Source organism: Fibrella aestuarina BUZ 2 (assembly GCF_000331105.1).
Taxonomy (GTDB): domain Bacteria; phylum Bacteroidota; class Bacteroidia; order Cytophagales; family Spirosomataceae; genus Fibrella; species Fibrella aestuarina.
The window spans coordinates 2,063,269-2,080,758 of the sequence record NC_020054.1 but is presented as its reverse complement, the minus strand read 5'-3'; the positions used below and the strand labels follow the sequence as shown (position 1 = coordinate 2,080,758).

At 50.4% G+C, this 17,490-nt stretch carries 14 protein-coding genes; 6 read left to right on the top strand and 8 right to left on the bottom strand.

Features of this window, described 5'->3' with window-relative positions; genetic code table 11:
- Positions 1–67: 67 nt before the first annotated feature.
- From FAES_RS08395 to FAES_RS29525, 7 genes are all read right to left on the bottom strand, one after another.
- Positions 68–532 (bottom strand): DUF4468 domain-containing protein, encoded by a 465-nt coding sequence (locus FAES_RS08395; RefSeq protein ID WP_229364448.1) that lies wholly within the window; start codon positions 530–532, stop codon positions 68–70.
- Positions 533–1,061: 529 nt separating this feature from the next.
- Entirely contained in the window at positions 1,062–1,820 is a 759-nt protein-coding gene (locus tag FAES_RS08390; RefSeq protein ID WP_041257669.1) for a DUF1889 family protein, read from the bottom strand.
- A gap of 366 nt (positions 1,821–2,186) precedes the next feature.
- Positions 2,187–2,453 (bottom strand): hypothetical protein, encoded by a 267-nt coding sequence (locus FAES_RS30000; RefSeq protein WP_148289316.1) that lies wholly within the window; start codon positions 2,451–2,453, stop codon positions 2,187–2,189.
- 244 nt (positions 2,454–2,697) lie between these two features.
- Positions 2,698–3,408, bottom strand: coding sequence for a hypothetical protein (locus tag FAES_RS29995; RefSeq protein WP_148289315.1), 711 nt, complete (start codon positions 3,406–3,408; stop codon positions 2,698–2,700).
- 360 nt (positions 3,409–3,768) lie between these two features.
- On the bottom strand, positions 3,769–5,103 hold the full coding sequence (locus FAES_RS08380; RefSeq protein WP_051054046.1) for a hypothetical protein: 1,335 nt from the start codon (positions 5,101–5,103) through the stop codon (positions 3,769–3,771).
- Positions 5,104–5,865: 762 nt separating this feature from the next.
- The gene (locus FAES_RS29530) at positions 5,866–6,318 is read right to left on the bottom strand and encodes a tyrosine-type recombinase/integrase (protein WP_374755352.1); all 453 of its coding nucleotides are present in this window, start codon (positions 6,316–6,318) and stop codon (positions 5,866–5,868) included.
- A gap of 134 nt (positions 6,319–6,452) precedes the next feature.
- Positions 6,453–7,067: a phage integrase N-terminal SAM-like domain-containing protein gene (locus FAES_RS29525; protein ID WP_015330772.1), complete on the bottom strand. Its 615-nt coding sequence runs from the start codon at positions 7,065–7,067 to the stop codon at positions 6,453–6,455.
- 100 nt (positions 7,068–7,167) lie between these two features.
- Between FAES_RS29525 and FAES_RS08365 the strand changes: the two genes are divergently transcribed.
- From FAES_RS08365 to FAES_RS08340, 6 genes are all read left to right on the top strand, one after another.
- The gene (locus FAES_RS08365; protein WP_041257667.1) at positions 7,168–7,536 is read left to right on the top strand and encodes a hypothetical protein; all 369 of its coding nucleotides are present in this window, start codon (positions 7,168–7,170) and stop codon (positions 7,534–7,536) included.
- A 137-nt stretch (positions 7,537–7,673) separates the two neighbouring features.
- On the top strand, positions 7,674–10,790 hold the full coding sequence (gene secDF / locus FAES_RS08360; RefSeq protein ID WP_015330770.1) for a protein translocase subunit SecDF: 3,117 nt from the start codon (positions 7,674–7,676) through the stop codon (positions 10,788–10,790).
- A gap of 153 nt (positions 10,791–10,943) precedes the next feature.
- A complete protein-coding gene (locus FAES_RS08355; protein ID WP_015330769.1) occupies positions 10,944–12,446 on the top strand; it encodes an APC family permease in 1,503 nt (500 codons plus the stop codon).
- Between the two features lie 237 nt (positions 12,447–12,683).
- Entirely contained in the window at positions 12,684–14,249 is a 1,566-nt protein-coding gene (locus tag FAES_RS08350) for a hypothetical protein (RefSeq protein ID WP_015330768.1), read from the top strand.
- Between the two features lie 185 nt (positions 14,250–14,434).
- Positions 14,435–15,700, top strand: a complete 1,266-nt coding sequence (locus FAES_RS08345) for a lytic transglycosylase domain-containing protein (RefSeq protein WP_015330767.1) — start codon at positions 14,435–14,437, stop codon at positions 15,698–15,700.
- Between the two features lie 273 nt (positions 15,701–15,973).
- Positions 15,974–17,074: a lytic transglycosylase domain-containing protein gene (locus FAES_RS08340; protein ID WP_229364447.1), complete on the top strand. Its 1,101-nt coding sequence runs from the start codon at positions 15,974–15,976 to the stop codon at positions 17,072–17,074.
- A gap of 17 nt (positions 17,075–17,091) precedes the next feature.
- Here FAES_RS08340 and FAES_RS08335 read toward each other — a convergent pair whose 3' ends face one another.
- A complete protein-coding gene (locus FAES_RS08335; protein WP_015330765.1) occupies positions 17,092–17,406 on the bottom strand; it encodes a hypothetical protein in 315 nt (104 codons plus the stop codon).
- Positions 17,407–17,490: the final 84 nt, after the last annotated feature.

The following is a 17,490-nucleotide window of genomic DNA, read 5'->3' as shown; positions in this document are numbered from 1 at the left end:
TTCTGTCTCCGGTGGGTTGACTTGTCGTCAGGTACGTTGCACACCAACAAAAACGCGCTGTCAAAGTCTAATTATCTATTTTCATTGCTTTCCTGAAAGACTCAAGAAGGATCACTTGTACAATGGTATCAGTTTGGATAAATGTATCGTGAACAAAGCCGCTAGGGCCATGTACTGACTCAATAGGGCCTTTGTAGAAAGGTGTTTTTAGAGAAAGATTTGTTATTTCTACTTGATACTGGTCCTCCTTGACCTTTACTGACATACAATGACTAACGGTGACGCTAACTGGGAATATATAAATGGTAGACCCAAATTTAAACCATCCTTTACTAGTTAACTCGCCCGTAAGTGAGTCAATACCCGACAGTTGCAACTTACCATCCCAATCATACCCATTGGCAAACCATTTTCTAGAACGTTGGTATAATTGGGCAGCTGAGGCACCAGGTACTTGTTCGACAACTTGATAAATAGCATGCCCATTTTCATCAATAGGTAGAATATGCTTTTTACCATACCTGATAGTCATATTCTGGCTCAAGACTGAATATGACGTACCGCAAACAAGCAATAGAAGGTAAGCGAATCTCATTAAGTTTTCTTTAATAGCGTGAATGTGATTTTGGTGACCGCAGGCCTTGGTTAATCCAAATAAACGCTTATACTCGTTCTAAACACCAGACTTTGCTTTGTCGCTAGGAACGTGGCAAATTTACAAAAAACACTCACTATCAACTCGTTATCCTGTCGCACGAGACGTGACATACCTACTTGCATAGACGGTTCATCCAACGCCCGCGAAGGCTGATGGATGAAGCAAGATAGAGCAAACTCAGGTACGTTGCCACCTTTTCAACTTCGCCTTCGTTGGGTGCCGGTCAGGCTAGCCGGGCAATTTCCTGTCCGAGGTAAGTGGACCCCGCAGAGCTAACTAACAACGCACAAATCCGATTAAGCCGAGAGAGGCCGAATCTGGAAATTAAAGTCATTCGTTCAATTTCTGATAGTCCGAATCTTTATCTCCGCATGTGTTGATTGCCAGACGGAATAAAGCTAAATTATTGGTTACACTGATTCTTCCAGTCTTTATAGTAGTTCTGCAAACCCGTTCTTTGCCCGCCCTTGAAATGCTTTCCGTTGTTGAGGGTAATTATCAACTTTTCAACGTCTTGCGCATGTCTATTATCCCAATTTAGTTCTCTAACCAGGTATGCACCAACAAGATTAGAATCTAAAGCAGGTTCATACTTATGTAATGCCATTATGATTGTTTTAGCACGTTCATTGTCGTCTGGATGAACGATGCCAGTACCCATATTTACATAATCAGTGAGTTCTTCCAAGGCTTTTTTAACAATGCATGAAGGTTCTTGAACCTGATCTAGCGTGGACGTCTCGGTTCTAATATCTATTGGATTCCACGTTTGAATCCACTTTTGAACCTTTTCTGGTAACCAAGGAATAGCTATTATCGCCTTTACGCAGTAATAGTCATCTATCTTGAAAATATCTTCTTCATATAAACCACAAGTGATTACTATATCCCCAGCTTTAAAATTATCCTTATAAGTTTTGATTGTTTCGAATTTAAAAATAGGGATACAATTTTTAAATATTTTCCCTTTAAACAATTCTTTAACTATAGCCGGACCAAATAATCTATCAAACCATCCTGTGTTTCCTTTACTAGGAATCAGCAATATAACTTTAGTAAGTTCTGAGTCAGAGTTAGCTAATTCGCAAGCGAATTTCAGTGCTTCCTTGTAAGCCTCGTCATCATTACCTCGTGTTGGAATATAGAATCTCTGCTTACTCATTTTTTAGAAAAGTTTGGGACGCTGAAAAAATAATTATCTGGTAAAATAACACACAATCCACTTCTAATTTAATAATGATAAGTTTTGTGGAAAGGTGATTTACCTGTCGACCGAGACGCAAGACACCCTTAAAAGAACGCTCACTATCAAATAGTTATCCTGCCGCAGGACACGCAAAATACCCACCTACTTGGACGGGCCACCCAACGGCCACAAGGGCTGATGGAAGCCACTTTACTCACCGCAAACAACGTGCCCCTGACCTTTTCACCCTTGTTCGTGTTGGGAGCCACACGGGCCTGATCAGCCACTTTCCTGTCTGCGGTAAGTGGACCCCGCAAAGCTGACCAACAACGTACAATCTATTTATTGCAGCAAGTTGGAAGCCTTGATATTTTCAAAACATTTCGAACACACCAGTTTTATATCGGCAAAAGCCATGTTTTCGTCGTTCCATTCGCGGTCTTTTGCCCTCACTTCCTCGCATTTATCACACCATCCAGATAAAGTAGGTTTATCATCTTCATCGTATCCTTGATGAAAGCTAGAAAGTTCACCATGAAATAAATGTTGGCAGACGAAAGCTATTGGCAGGCTCCCATGCTCGTGGCATTCAATTAACTCAACTTCCATCCTAAAATAATTCAGTTTTCACCTCAAAGCGGTTGGCTTGTCAACCGAAACTAGCCAAACTTATTTAGGCCTTTCTATCTGGAAAAGATTGATCTGTCAACAAGTACGTGGCAAACCAACCAAAGCTTTCTGTCCAGCCGGACTTTGACCTGTCGAACAAAGCGCGAAACGCCTGCAAAGAACGCTCACTACTAATCACTTATCCTGTCAGCAGGGAGGTAAGTGCACCCCACAGAGCTTTAAATCATTTTAGTCTTATCAATTCAATTGTTCTGGAAATGAACGACGGATCTTTTTGATTGTAAGATGAATATGATTTATACAACTTGCTCCCAGTTACTTGCCAACCATAGTTCGATACCATTTCCAAAGCATCGCTAGGATCAAGAGACGATCTGGATGATTTATGCACTGTTCGGCTGTAATCTTCCTCCCCCGAGTAGTCTCTACCTATAGGACTTATATCGATTACCTTACCCCGATACCGTAGTACTGATAAGTATATGGCTGACGAGCTTTTGCCTGTAGTGTCCTGATTCAAGCTACTTTGAATAACGTTCGGGTTGTCGCCAGTAACTTGTAATGATTGACTGTCGGAAATGTTAACCGTTAGCGTTCCTGTTGTCAAATCTGAGGGTGCGATAGAACCTTTGGGGCTTAGTTTGAGTCGTAGTATCTGTTGTCGGTAAAAACTTTCAACCGAAGGACTAACGGTTTGTTGCAGAGGCCGAGCCGAGACAATATTACCGTTGTCTACACGCAACTGATAGACAATTTTACCTTCCCCGCCCAGCTCATCCTTGGTAATTTTGTTATTGCCAAAACTCCAGCCGGAAATGTTAACAGTTACTCCGTGCACCGCTTTGGCAACTTCCTTTTGAAGATTAGGAGATTGAGTAAAACCACAAAGTGGTAAACTGACCAAAAAGGCTGAAAAAAGAGTTCTTAGAAACATTGAAGGGCAAAATGTAATATAACAAAGGGTACATAAATGCGTTATTAGCGTTCTGTCGACCGTTGATTGACCTGTCCAACTAGACGAGAAATGTCCAAAAAAACGCGCTGTCAAACGGAAATCAGATTATCAGCTGGCACGTGGCAAACATATTAAATTTTTTCATTATCAATCCGTTAACATGTCGACCTCAACGTGGAATACTCACTTATATGATTAAATCCCCTCCTGAGTGCTTATAAGTGTACTGTAGGCAGACGAAGTATGGTGGTTAAAATCTTTTCAACCACAGCCTTGGTTGGCACAGGATGACAATGGCCGAAGATTATTCCTGTTCAACCCAACCATCAGAAATGAAATTTACTTTTTCACTTTGTCTATCATCTCACTAATGCCTTCTTTCAAGGTTTTAACTGTTTCAAATACTGAATCGCTTTTTTGGTCATCATGCTTTTGGCGTCTCTCGATTGGTGAACTAAAGATACCAGTAACCGCTTCCATGATCAACTTATCTTTATTCTCCACTATTGTCAATTTATTTGCATATTCTGAAATAGTCAAAGCAACGGCTGATTTAAAGGCATATTCTTCTTGAAAATTTCGTTCCTTCCTATACTGATTGACAGCAAAAAATGTTAAAACTATAGCCGGAATCGTTTTAAGCGTATTCAATGCAAAGAGTTGCCATCTTTGGTTTAGATCGGTGTATTCGTTGAAATGATAAAAAAGTGCAAAAATCCATATAATAGTAAAGATTGACGTCGCAGGCACTGCCCATTTCCAGAAATTCAATGGCTGCTTTAATTCATTTTTTCTTTGTTTAAACGTTTCAAATAGAGATGCTCCAACTTCTCTACCGATCAAGTTATCTAAGTAAACATTTCTTTCTTCAAAATATTTCGTTTTCCCTTCTACTATACCTAGCATTGCAGAAAACTGATCGCTCATTTTAGACAACTCAGATATATAATTATCATTTTGACTTTTTTGCGCATCAAAATCTTTAACTGTTTGATTTAAATCCAACTTTTTTTCATCTATAATTTGTTTGATTTCATCGTTTTTTTGTTGTTGTTGAGTAAATAAACTCAAAATCTTTTCATTATTTGCAATGCTTTGATTTAATAAAGCGGCTATTTCTTGAGTGTTATTTGTCGCTAAATTACGATTCCTCTCAATTTGGTCGAGTTCCGACTTCTTTTGATCAACAAATGAAGACAATTCATACTTAGCCTTTTTAATTGATTCAACTTCTTTTTCTATTATTACTTTAGATAAATCTATTTTGGTATACATATCCTTTATTTTAATTTCATCTGTAGAATGAATTTTTTTACTACTTCTATCCCAGAAACCATTTATAATCTGGTAGTAAATAAGCTTGCCTAGATATGTGCTCGTATTGTATATACTATTCGAACCCTGTATATTAGAAATTAGATTTTGTAAATCACTCTCTAAATAACCACTTCCAAATTCATTGTTATAGTTATAATTATTTGGTAAATATTTTCCATTTTCACTTTCTAATTCGTTTTTCAGTTGTTTGACAACTCTGTTGTATAAATTTATAAACTCGCTGCTAGTATAATCTCCAATACTCTCAACTTCATGTGTGATCAATATATCAGCAACACTCAGTGCTTTTGCTTGATTACATAACTCTAGAACGGAATCTATCTGTTGTGGAGACATTGCTTTGGTGGGATTTTTGAAGAGTTTTACGTGTACAGACACTTACAAGAGTGTGCTCAGAAATATATATAATTATCAAACAAATGACATATAAAATTAACTATTATACGCTCTTGTTTTAGACAGTTTAATATACCACTTTAGTCCAAGTTGATAATTGAAGTTGACATGTCAGACAGAGGTAAAACTCGTCGCAATTACATTCAGTTTCCTGTATAAATGTCGGGCGTGGATGTGAGTTTTCGCCAAGTAAGTTCTGCCAAGTCGATATTAAAATGTCTTTAGGTAAGTTGCATACATGCAAATATCTATCAATACTAGCGCATTATCCTGTCAACCGCAACCCGCCCACGCCATGAACGAATGGCCTAGTCACCCAACATAGTATTGGACGCAAAGTTGCGGAACTAGTTTATGTTGATAATCAACTATTTATAATTCCGCAATTTGTTTCTAGCGTCAATAACTAGTTGACATCGTTTACAAGGATCGGAATCGCTATTTTTACTTCCAACCTTTACTTGAAAAATCTTGAAAAAGAAGCAAATACTAGCTGTGGCTGACCGAGCCTGGGATATAGACGGGTACCCCAGTTACTTCTTCGATACGAAAGGTCGCTTGTATCGGTTCAACGCTCGCGGTGAGGTAGTCGCCCTTAAACGAACCGTAAAACGATACACGGTTGGGTATGTGCTCAAGAGCCGCTTTTACAGTTTATCTCAATTGCGGCGGATGCTGCGGCGGTACGTTCCCACCAATCCCCTATATGTTGTCTAACGGACTGCTGATTTTACTGATCTTATCAGCCGTGACGTGGGTGTACCGCATAGTGGTCAGGATGCTTTCATGCCCCAGCAGTTGCTGAATGTAACGTATGTCGGTGCCCGCTTCCAATAGATGCGTCGCGAAGCTATGCCGTAACGAATGAATGCCGCCCCGTTTGGTGATCTGTGCATACCGGGTTACGTCGCTGTATACGAGCTGAATTGTACGCGTGGCGAGGGGTTCGCCGTTCTCGAAGTTTTCAAGCAGGTACGTTTGCGGGGTATAGGCGGCTAAATACTCGTCCAAAACGGTCTCTAGTTTTTCTGTTAACATCACCACGCGGTCCTTTTTGCCTTTACCACCCCGCACCATGATGAGTCGCCGAATCCGGTCGAGGTCAGTTAAGCGCAGATGAGCCACCTCGCTTAGGCGCAACCCCGTCGAATACACTAGTTTGAATAGCGTTCGGTACTTCCGACTGGTTGTAGCGGCGAAAATGGCCCTTACTTCCTCGATGCTGTAGACGGTCGGGAGCTTGTGGGGAAGCCGGGCAAAGGCTACGTCGTAATAGGTCTTATCGCGGCCTAAAACCTTCTCCTGGTAGAACTTCCAGCCGGTCCGCCGCTGCGGTTAATGTGGACGTTGATAGTAGCCGCTCCCAACCGTTTCCTATCACGTAAAAACAGCAGATATTTTTGGTAATCCACTTTCTCAAAGTCTGCAATGTCTTTAGGTTGGGCGTAACGTATGAGCGATACTAGCGCCTGTTTATAGTTTTTGTATGTTTTCCGGCTATAGTGCTGAACGCACAACGCCTGGGTCACGGCCACGATGACCGGGTGGGTATCGAACTCGTTGGCAAGTGGCGCATAGCGAAATGGCTTGTGCAGAGAGCGAACGTGCAGTGGCGCGGTCCCGCGTCCGGGCCAGGGCGGATTGGTTGCCTGTTCGACCTCGGCAGTCGTTGCAGCGAGTTTGTAGAGTCTCACTATGGCTTCGTCGAATCGACAGTAATCTTTGCCAAATAATTGGCCCACTTTCACGACACTAGCGCGGGTGTTGGGTACGGTCCAGCAGCGTCGAGAATAGCTCCAGCGGCGGCCAGGTACGTTGCGGATGAGGTCGTTGCCGACGGGGTCTTGGGAAAAAGAAATGGTAAGTAGGGCTGGGTCACGCTCGTCGAGGCAGATGGTGATCATGATGTGGTGGGTGAATCATTGGCAAATAAGCCGGTTTACGCCTACTTCATCTTGCTATTGGTCTAATTTGGTGCGAAATTTGTCATCCTGTTTTCTGTACATGAAGCCGACGCACGCTTTTCATCGCTTTCTGACCCTCGCTCTCGCGGGACTGCTGTTGCTGTTGCACGGCAGTGGTGGTCAGTTGGTGCGGGGTGGTGCGCCGATGCAGACGGCCACGCAAACGGCCAAGAAAGCTCAGAAAACGGATAGCCACGAGGCCGTGGTTAAAGCCGCGACCGACGAAGCCGTGGTGGCCTCGGCGCTGTCGTTCGATTTCTCGCAGGTAACGTACCTGCTGCCTCTCCCCTGTTTCCGGTTTCTGGCGCTCAATCCGCCGCTGCTCCGCCGGATTCACGACGTCCCGTACTTCTATTTCTCGTACTTACGACACGTCTTCGGGCACGCTATCGCCCCGAATGCGCCTTAAAAGGGGTTCAATGTCCAAGGTTCCAAGTCCAACGTTTCTCTACGCCTGAATGGGCGTGCAGAACCACATTGGACTTGGAACCTTGGACATTGAACCCCTTTTTTTCTTTTTCCTCCAATTTCCAATTTCTCCATACAATGCAAAACAGAACCGTCGTAGTGGTTCTGACGGGGATTATAGCGGTGCTTTGCCTCTATTACCTGTCATTTACCTTCGTTTCGCGTAATATCAAAAAAGACGCGGAGCGCTTTGCTACCAACGCCCAGGGGCAGGTAGACATCAAACGGAAACAACAATACCTCGATTCGCTCTGGAAGCAGCCCGTTTACCTGGGCAACACGCTTCAGGAGGTGACCGAGCGCGAGTTGGGTCTGGGTCTCGATTTGCAGGGCGGTATGCACGTGGTGCTTGAGGTATCGCCCGCTGAAGTGCTGCGCAGCCTCGCCGGTAACACCCGCGATCCGCAGTTCAACGAGGCGCTGAAGCGCGCCAGCCGCGATCAGCAGAGCAGCCAGAGCAGCTATGTCGACCTGTTCGTGAAGAACTACAAAGACGTGGTGCCGGGTGCCAAATTGGCTACGGTGTTTGCCACGAGCGCCAACCGGTCGCGCATCAACTACCAGTCGTCGGATACGGAAGTGAAGCGCTTCCTGAACGACGAAGTGAACGGCGCCATCGACCGCTCTTTCCGCGTGATTCAGGCGCGTATCGACAAATTCGGCGTGACCAACCCGAACGTACAGCGTTTGCCCGGTTCAAACCGCATCCTAATTGAGTTGCCCGGTGCCGACAACCCCGACCGCGTGCGGAAACTGCTGACGGGTGCCGCCAAGCTGGAATTCACGGAGGTGTATCGCCTTAACGAAATTGCGCCCGCCATCGATGGGCTGGGTGCCTACCTGGCCAAAGCAGAAGTAGCCCGCAAAGCAGCGGCGGCTTCGGCGAAACCCACCACGACGGTATCGGGCACGGCGACCTCGGGCGACCTGGCTGCTCAGTTGGGTGGCGCGGCGGCCAACACGGCCACGGCGCAGGCGTCATCAGGTACGGCAGCGAAGGGCGACACCGCGCAGGCGCAGGCTGCCCTGACGAACCTGTTTGTGCCGATTTCACAGGACCAACTGGCCGTTGATCTGAAAGACACAGCTCGGGCCAACGCCATCTTCGCCGATCCGGAGGTACGTAGCCTGTTCCCCAATGACGTGGTGTTTGCCTGGGACCGCAAAGCGATGGCCATCGACGCGCAGGGTGGCAAACCCAAGCGCGAGTTGCTGCCGCTTTATTTCGTGAAGAAAGAAGGGGGCAAAGCGCCCATCGAAGGTAACGTGATCACCGACGCAGGCAACGACTACGATGAGCGGGGCCGGCCGGAAGTAACGATGCGCATGAACGCCGAGGGTGCCAAAAAATGGCGGGCCCTCACCGCCGCTAACGTAAACCGTCCCGTGGCTATCCTGCTCGACGGGCTGGTGTATACGGCGCCTAACGTACAGAACGAAATTCCGAACGGTAGCTCAAGCATTACGGGTAACTTCACCGTCGACGAAACCAAAGACATGGCCAACGTGCTGAAAGCTGGTAAGCTAGACGCCCCCGCCGTGATCGTGGAAGAAAGCATCGTGGGTGCTACGCTGGGTTCGCAGGCTATTTCGGCGGGTATCATCTCGTCGCTGGTGGGTCTGCTGATCGTCCTGATCTTCGTGGCCCTCTATTATGGCCGCGCCGGTCTGTTCGCCGACGTAACGCTGTTCGTCAACCTGTTTTTCCTGCTGGGCGTGATGGCCGCCGTACCCGGTACGGTGCTGACAATGCCCGGTATTGCCGGTATCGTGCTGACGATCGGTATGGCCGTAGACGCCAACGTCTTGATCTACGAACGGATCAAAGAAGAGATGGAGTTGGGCAAAACGCTGCGGCAGGCCGTATCGGATGGCTTCCGAAACGCCTTGTCGTCGATCATCGACTCAAACGTAACGACCCTGCTGACGGGCTTTATCCTGCTGATTTTCGGTACGGGTCTGATTAAAGGCTTTGCCGTAACGCTGATCATCGGTATTGCCACGTCGCTGTTTGCTGCGCTGCTCATCACCCGCCTGATGGTGGAATGGTACGTGGGCCGCGGTAACACGCTGACCTTCGCATCGTCGTGGGCGAAAAACCTGTTCAAAGATTCGAACTTCGACTTCGTATCGGGCCGCCGTACCTACTACATCATCTCGTCGACGATTATCGCCATCGGTATCGTGTCGGTACTGTGGAAAGGCTTCGGGCTGGGTGTCGATTTCAAAGGCGGCCGCTCGTATGTGGTCAAGTTTGAAAAGGCCGTCACGACCGATGAGGTCCGTGCTGCCGTGGCCCCCGCGCTGGGTGGCGATGAGCCGGAAGTGAAAACCTACGGTGGGTCAGGCATTGGCTCGGATCAGGTAAAAATGACCACGAGCTACCAGATTGAGAACAATGCTCCCGACGCCGACAAGCAGGTAGCTGCCGCCGTTCAGAAAGGGCTCGCCTCAATTCAGGGTAACAAAGGCACCATCGAAAGCTCGCAGAAAGTAGGGCCAACGATCGCCAACGACCTGATTTATTCGGCCATGTGGTCGATTCTGCTGGCGGTCGCGGTCGTGTTTGGCTACATCCTGATCCGGTTTAAGAAACTGGCCTTCGGCTACGGTGCCGTGGTGGCTCTGTTCCACGACGTGCTCATCATCCTGGCTATCTTCTCGGTCTTCAACGGCTGGCTACCGTTCTCGCTCGACATTGATCAGGCGTTTGTGGGTGCCCTGCTGACGATCATGGGTTACTCGATGAACGACACCGTAGTGGTCTTCGACCGGGTCCGTGAGTACCTGAGCGAAAACCGGGGTAAGAATGAAAGCATCGCCAGCATCATCAACAACGCGCTGAACAGCACGCTGAGCCGTACGGCCGTAACGGGTCTGTCGACGATGCTCGTGCTGATTGTGCTGTTCATCTTCGGGGGGGCCACCATCCGGGGCTTCTCGTTCGCCATGCTGATCGGGGTTATCGTAGGTACGTATTCGTCGCTGTTCGTCGCTACGCCGATCGTAGTTGACGCCCTGAACCGCAGCAACCTCAACGAAGACAACAAGCCTACGGCTCCCAAAACCGGTTACAGCGCGATTCCGACCGATTTCCCCGACACGGTAGAAACGCCCGACGAATTCCAGCAGACGCCGGGTGGCAAGGAGAAAAAGCCGAAAGCGCCCCTGCCAATTAAGCCAAGCCAGAAGTAACAAAGAGTGAAAGAGCGAATGAGTGAAAGCGCGAACGCGTGCAATCAGGGCCAGGTACGTTCTCTGAACGGCACTTTTATCGCTCTTTCACTCATTCGCTCTTTCACTCTTTGATTTTATTGAAAACCCAAATCACCAAACTATATTTCCTGCATGGAAACAAAAATGAAACAATCAGTGGACACCACCAGCGTTTGGCGTAGGAAGCCGCTGGCTGCGTATGAAGCCGACGTACAGAAGAGCGAGCTCAAACGGGTGCTGACCCGCTGGGGGCTGACCTCACTGGGTATCGGAGCCGTTATCGGCGGGGGGATCTTCGTATTGACGGGGATTGCCGCGCACGATTGGGCTGGCCCTGCCCTGGCCGTCGCCTTCATTATGGCGGGGGTCGCCTGTACGTTTGCCGCTCTCTGCTACGCCGAATTTGCGTCGATCCTGCCCGTTGAAGGCTCTGCCTACGCCTACTCGTATGGCACCGTGGGCGAAATCTTTGCCTGGTTCATTGGCTGGAACCTCATCCTCGAATACATGATGGGTGCCACCACCGTAGCCGTAAGCTGGTCGGGGTATTTTGAGAAGCTGCTCCACCTGTTTCATATCGACCCGCCCCTGTGGTTGATGAATGACCCCGTAACCGCTCAGGAGAAAGCCGCCGCCCTTCGCGCTGCCGGGCAGGCCGTACCCGACTTTTCGTTTGCGCTTAACCTACCCGCCCTGCTGATCGTATGGCTGGTTACCTATATTCTGGTGAAAGGCATCAAAGAAGCCGCCAGCACCAACAACATCATCGTGATCGTGAAAGTAGCCACGGTTATTTTCGTGATTATCGCCGGGGCCTTCTACGTCGACGTCGCCAACTGGACACCGTTTATTCCGAATCCGGTCGTTGATGAATCGGGGCAGACCCACTACGGTTTCGACGGGATCGTAACGGCTGCCGGGATCGTGTTCTTCGCCTACATTGGCTTCGACGCCGTGTCGACGCAGGCTGGTGAAGCCATCAACCCCAAGAAAGACGTTCCGTTTGCCATCATTGCCTCACTCGTTATTTGTACGATCCTTTACATCCTGGTGTCGCTCGTGCTGACGGGCATGGTCAAGTACGACCAACTCGACATGAAAGCGCCGGTCGCGCAGGCCTTCTCCGACGTGGGGCTGACCTGGGCCGTGTACCTGATCACCATCGCCGCTATTGGCGGGCTCACGTCGGTGATGCTGGTGATGATGCTGGGCCAAACCCGGATCTTCCTGGGCATGGCCAAAGACGGGCTGCTGCCGAAATTCTTCCGCGACATTCACCCCACGTTCCGCACCCCCTGGAAAAGCACCATTCTGGTAGGTGGTATCGTGTCGATTGTGGCGGCCCTGACACCCATCGACAAGGTATCGGAACTGTGTAGCTCAGGTACGTTGCTGGCGTTTGCCATGATCTGCGCCGCCGTCTGGATTCTGCGCGTTCGGGAACCGAACCTCGAGCGCCCGTACCGCACCCCGGCGCTGCCGGTTGTGGCCACTCTGGGCATTCTGGCCAACCTGTACCTGATGTATAACCTCCGCTTCGACACCAAGGTGACGTTTGTGGTTTGGGGCGCGCTGGGTATCATCGTTTACTTCCTCTACAGCCGCCGCAACAGCAATCTGAACAAGCAGCTATAAGCGGATCTGTGCCGTCGATGAGGCGGTTGATGAGTATTGTACTGAAAGAGGCAAACGCCCGGTTACGATGGATGTAGCCGGGCGTTTCTGCGTTAATAAAAACTATTTGGTATTCAAAAAATACAACGATTGCCTTTTTAAGAGGGCATTTTACTCGAAAAAATAGCATTTGGCACCATCCCTTGTAATCTTCCCCTTAGTTTTGCGTTTCTACAGAAATTGAGCAAGACACCGCGCATGACGAACTTTCGTGTACTGGCGTTCCTGCTGTTGGGGTGGTTTGTCGGCCCGGCATGCTGGGCGCAGGACTCTAAAACCATTCAACTCCTCTTCCCACAACAGACCGACTGGCAAAATATAGCGGAGGGGCAAACGCTCCGTTTCGATCTCAAATCCAACTGCCCTCCCGCCGATTCAGCCACGTTCAGTATTGAGCAGGGTATTGTTGAGGGAATGAGTTTCGATTCGCTCGGGCATTTTAGCTGGACACCTTCCTACGACCTGGCCGACCGAATCAAAACCGTACGGGTTATCCCGGTCATTTTCCAGGTACGTAACCGCCGTGGTGAATCGGCGACGCAACTGATCGAATTTAAGGTGCAGCACGTAAACCGCCCGCCGGTGGTTGAAGACCTGCCCACGTTCTACGTGCGGTTTCAGACCCAGAACGTCTATAAATTTGACGCCAAGCAGGTATACGATGCCGATGGCGACCCCATCGTGTTTATTCCCATTCCCGATCAGATGCCCGAGGGGAGCAAGCTGACGGCGCAGGGCGAACTCACCTGGACACTCTCACGCAACCAGTTTAACACCCTGCGGGGCAAACCACTGTACGTGGAGTTCTGGGTGGAAGACCAACCCACCAAGGCGCGCACCAAAGGCCGGCTCAAGATCGACGTGACCCAGATGGACCTGCCGCCGGTTATCTCGATTGTGCCGAAAGACACGCAGTACCGGATTCGGGAAAATGCCGCCATCAACCTGAAGTTCTACCTCTCCGACCCCAACGGCGACGACGACATCAGCACGTTCGATTTTCTGAGCACCAATCAGGCCATTACCAAAGCCGCGCTGGTCAAGAACACCAACAACCAGTACGAGTTTATCTGGACGCCGGGCTACGATTTTGTCCGCGACCCCTACGATACGGTGCGCGTCGACCTGACTTTTTTCGTGCTCGACAAAGCCCAGAACCGCGACGAGCAGACCATTCACATTACGGTCAGCAATACCGTCAACGAAGAAGCCAAAGACCGCTACACGTATGCGCTCTACCGGCAAGTGCTGGTACAGGCCTGGAACCTGGTCGAGCAACTCGACGAAAAAGAGGGCGAACTGAAACGCGACTACAAGCGGGCAAAAGGTGGCAAGCGCAACCGCTCGATGGCCAACGCCTCGCTGGGGGCGGTAACCGGCATTTCGCCAACCATTAAAGACCCTGGCAATCAGCGGCTTATTTCGGCCATTGGGGGTACAGCCGTGTTGACGATGGGTACGTTGGAAGCCACGGAAGTGATCGGCAAATCGATGAAAGACCTCTTGGATCGGTATAATTACGTATTGGGTAAGAAAACCGAATTGCAGAACAAAGGCGATGTTTTTGCTCGGGAGTTTGCCCTCAAATCGACTCGTCGTACGGGTGATTTCATCAAAAAGCTCGACGATTTCCGCAATTCGATGAACCTCAGCGGGCTGGTGGCACTGGAACTCGATGCCAACTGGCAGAACAAAAAAGAAGCCACCGACAAAGCCATCAAGCGGACGTTCAAAGACTTCACGCCGCTGGAAGAAGCACAGTAGCGAGCGGTAGCCGGTCTGATGGCTGGCAAAAAATAAACATGAAAATAGCTATCTTCTTTCATGTTGGCATACATCTGGCTGTAAACAGGTTACACTCATAAGTGAATTGTTGAGTGACGTACCCCGTGATTTACCGTCAGAAAAGGAGTAGCGGAATACAGGCCGTTTACTCCATACCGTAACGAATGAAGCTGTTGGCATGTAGCGGTCTCGCCCTGATTATATGGCTGGCCGACTCGGTGGCAGGTCTAGCAAACCCCACCGGAATCAGTACTGCTCCCGACGCTAATCGTAACTGTTACACAGCCTCCTGTTCGATTGGTTTTACCCCTTTACTGGACAACCCCTTCCCGCCGGTTTATTTCTGCGGTGAGGCGGTGCCCCTGCACGAAGAAGCCGTTGCCCGTCGGCTGATCTCGGCCTTATCGCGCAACGCCGTGCAGGCCCGGTCAATGATGCGCCTCCGTCAACGCGCGGCGGCCTTCTTCCCGCTTATCGAGCCCGTGCTGGCCCGGTACGACATCCCCGCCGACTTCAAATACCTGCCGCTGGTCGAGAGTGCGCTGGTAGGCACGGCAATCTCGGTCAAAGGAGCAGCCGGTTATTGGCAACTCATGCCCGATACGGCCCGTGAACTGGGTCTGACGGTGACTCGTGACCATGACGAACGCCTCAACCTGATGCGGTCGACGGATGCTGCCTGTCGGTATCTGCGGTTTCTGTACAACCGGTTGGGATCGTGGACGCTGGCCGCAGCAGCCTACAACAACGGCATCGGTAACCTGCTGAGCAACATCCGGCGGCAGCAGAAACGCAACTACTATTACCTGCGCCTCAACGCCGAAACGGGCAAGTACCTGTACCGGATTCTGGCGTTCAAGGAGTTATTTACGCACCCGGTCGACTACCGCGAACTCATCCCCGAACCCATGCTGGCTAGCCTTAACAAGCCCGTAATGGATGAGAGCGGGAGTCAGGCCGACGAGGTGTTGTTCGACGAGAAAGTGATGGTCAATCTGGAGCGCGAAGCTGTTTCGTCGCCGTTACCCCTACCCGCCCTGGGACAGGGCCTATCGGCGGGCGATCAGCGCCCCGAAGACCTACCGCTCCCCAACGCGGCCGATGTGTTCCGGGGCGGCATCAAGGCACGATTGCTGGAAGGCGGCCCTCTGGAGCGCGGCAGCGTGTGGGTTTTTAACCTGACCCGTACCGGCCTGGTCGATGACGTGACGGTATCGGAAGGGGATCGGCTGTACGCAGTCGTGGAGGACATCGACCCCAAAACGAACAAAGTGTATTTCCGAGCCGATAAAATTTATACCAACAGCCGACACGAAACCTTGAGCCTCCCGCTCATCGCCGTGGACGCCTCTACCGGCCGCATGGGTATTAAACTACCCGACCTGACTCAACTAAAGACCGGGTGGATCCTCACCTGGAAAGCCTTATAACCATCTTACCACAGCCCGGTTAAGACCCGTTCGGATGATCCTTCATCCTGGACGGGTCTTTCTGTTTGGTAGCGGCGGCACGAACTTCTAGCCACGCTCGTTAGTTACGTACAAGCACCCATCCAAATTGCCTTGAAACGAGAACGTCATTTCAGTAACACGATCATTCTAAGCAGTTTGCTCCTTTTGCTTCTTGCACATTTCTCCGTTGCTCAGTCACGGAAGAAACCAAAGAAGTCAACGGCTAAATCGGCGATACAGGCGCCTCAACCTGTGCAGCGCACCAACTTTGCAGGTGAACTGGTACCAACGGAGCAGGGGGTCGTATCGGCCAAACTAGCCCTGGCGCTAATGAGCACCTCGGGGTACGCCAAACGGGTACAGCTGCTGGTTCAGCGGGCTACACCCTATTTTGCCGTGATCGAACCTATTTTGGCCAAGCACCATATTCCGAACGATTTCAAGTACATGCCGCTCATCGAAAGCAACTTCAAGGCCGATGCCGTGTCGTCGGCCGGCGCGGTGGGCTATTGGCAGTTTATGGACGAAACGGCCCGCGATATGGGGTTACGTATCGACCCCGGCCACGACGAGCGTATGGACCTAGTGAAATCGACAGAGGCAGCGTGCCGGTACCTGCATGCCCTGCACAAGCGGCTGGGTTCGTGGACGTTGGCAGCGGCAGCCTACAACGGCGGCATGGGTATGATCGAGAAAAAGATCGTGCGGCAGGCAACCCGCAGCTACTACGAAATGGCGATGAACGAAGAAACGGGCTATTACTTGTATCGGATGCTCGCCTTTAAGGAATTGATGACCAATCCGGGCCGCTATGCCGGGATGAGTTCGGGTATGCTTGCCTACGCGGATGACCCGTATGAGCGCGAACGACAGCAGGCCCGCCGGATGGGCTGGCTGATCGACGAAGATCCCGAGCTGACCGGCGAACCCATTCAGGGCGATCTGCTCGGCTCACCAGCTCCGCAAAGTGAAGCGGCCGTTATGGATAGCATCCTGACGGACCTGCTGGCGCAACGCCCCAAGACACCCGCTATTTTTACCGGCGACGTTGAGGCCAAGTTGCAGAAAGCGGGCAAACCCAAACTTGGCCAAAGCTGGGCCTTTGTGGTCACGCAGCCCGCGCAGGTCGGCGAAGTCGATCTGAAGCCCGGCGACGCGCTTTATGCCGTCGTTGACGATGTCGATAGCCGGGGGCAGATCTTCCTGCGGGCGACCAAAGTTATCTCCGGCGCGACAAAAGAGGAACAGCCCTTGACCTTGTCGGCGATGAACCCGGCTACGGGGTTGCTAGGCTTGCCTTTGCCCAAACAGCTGAAAACAGGCTGGGTGGTGCAATGGAAAACCGAGTTCTAGGTACGTTGCTGGCGTCGCTAGCGATCACTATAGCCCTGCATTCCCTCGCCGTAGATGAGCATAAACGCGGCGAGCGCCACCAATCCCGCGACTAGCGACAATGCCACCGCCAACAAGCCCCGCCCCCAATTGGGGATTTGTTGCGCCAGGAAACCAACGGCCCGAACAATGGCCCAGCCCGTCACCAGCAAGGCTACCAGATACAACAGCAAGCCTACCTGAAACGGTTTGTCGTCCCACGAGGGTGGCAGGTACGTATATCCCAACCGCACCAGTAGCCACACCCCTACCGATAGCCCCATAGCAGCCAGACTTAGCGCAAACGTATTCATAACCGTTTTCAGGAATCGGCTCAAGATGGCGGCTCGTCGGGCTTAAGTCCAGAAAAGGACGCCAAGGCGCCTTATTTCCAGGTT

Excerpts from the sequence above, each read along its gene's own strand:
- FAES_RS08365 (WP_041257667.1), top strand. The coding sequence starts at position 7,168 with ATGAAGCCGACGCACGCTTTTCATCGCTTTCTGACCCTCGCTCTCGCG.
- FAES_RS30000 (WP_148289316.1), bottom strand. The coding sequence starts at position 2,453 with ATGGAAGTTGAGTTAATTGAATGCCACGAGCATGGGAGCCTGCCAATA.
- FAES_RS08350 (WP_015330768.1), top strand. The coding sequence starts at position 12,684 with ATGACGAACTTTCGTGTACTGGCGTTCCTGCTGTTGGGGTGGTTTGTC.
- FAES_RS08345 (WP_015330767.1), top strand. The coding sequence starts at position 14,435 with ATGAAGCTGTTGGCATGTAGCGGTCTCGCCCTGATTATATGGCTGGCC.
- secDF (WP_015330770.1), top strand. The coding sequence starts at position 7,674 with ATGCAAAACAGAACCGTCGTAGTGGTTCTGACGGGGATTATAGCGGTG.
- FAES_RS29525 (WP_015330772.1), bottom strand. The coding sequence starts at position 7,067 with ATGATCACCATCTGCCTCGACGAGCGTGACCCAGCCCTACTTACCATT.
- FAES_RS08380 (WP_051054046.1), bottom strand. The coding sequence starts at position 5,103 with ATGTCTCCACAACAGATAGATTCCGTTCTAGAGTTATGTAATCAAGCA.
- FAES_RS29995 (WP_148289315.1), bottom strand. The coding sequence starts at position 3,408 with ATGTTTCTAAGAACTCTTTTTTCAGCCTTTTTGGTCAGTTTACCACTT.
- FAES_RS08395 (WP_229364448.1), bottom strand. The coding sequence starts at position 532 with ATGACTATCAGGTATGGTAAAAAGCATATTCTACCTATTGATGAAAAT.
- FAES_RS08335 (WP_015330765.1), bottom strand. The coding sequence starts at position 17,406 with ATGAATACGTTTGCGCTAAGTCTGGCTGCTATGGGGCTATCGGTAGGG.
- FAES_RS08390 (WP_041257669.1), bottom strand. The coding sequence starts at position 1,820 with ATGAGTAAGCAGAGATTCTATATTCCAACACGAGGTAATGATGACGAG.
- FAES_RS08355 (WP_015330769.1), top strand. The coding sequence starts at position 10,944 with ATGGAAACAAAAATGAAACAATCAGTGGACACCACCAGCGTTTGGCGT.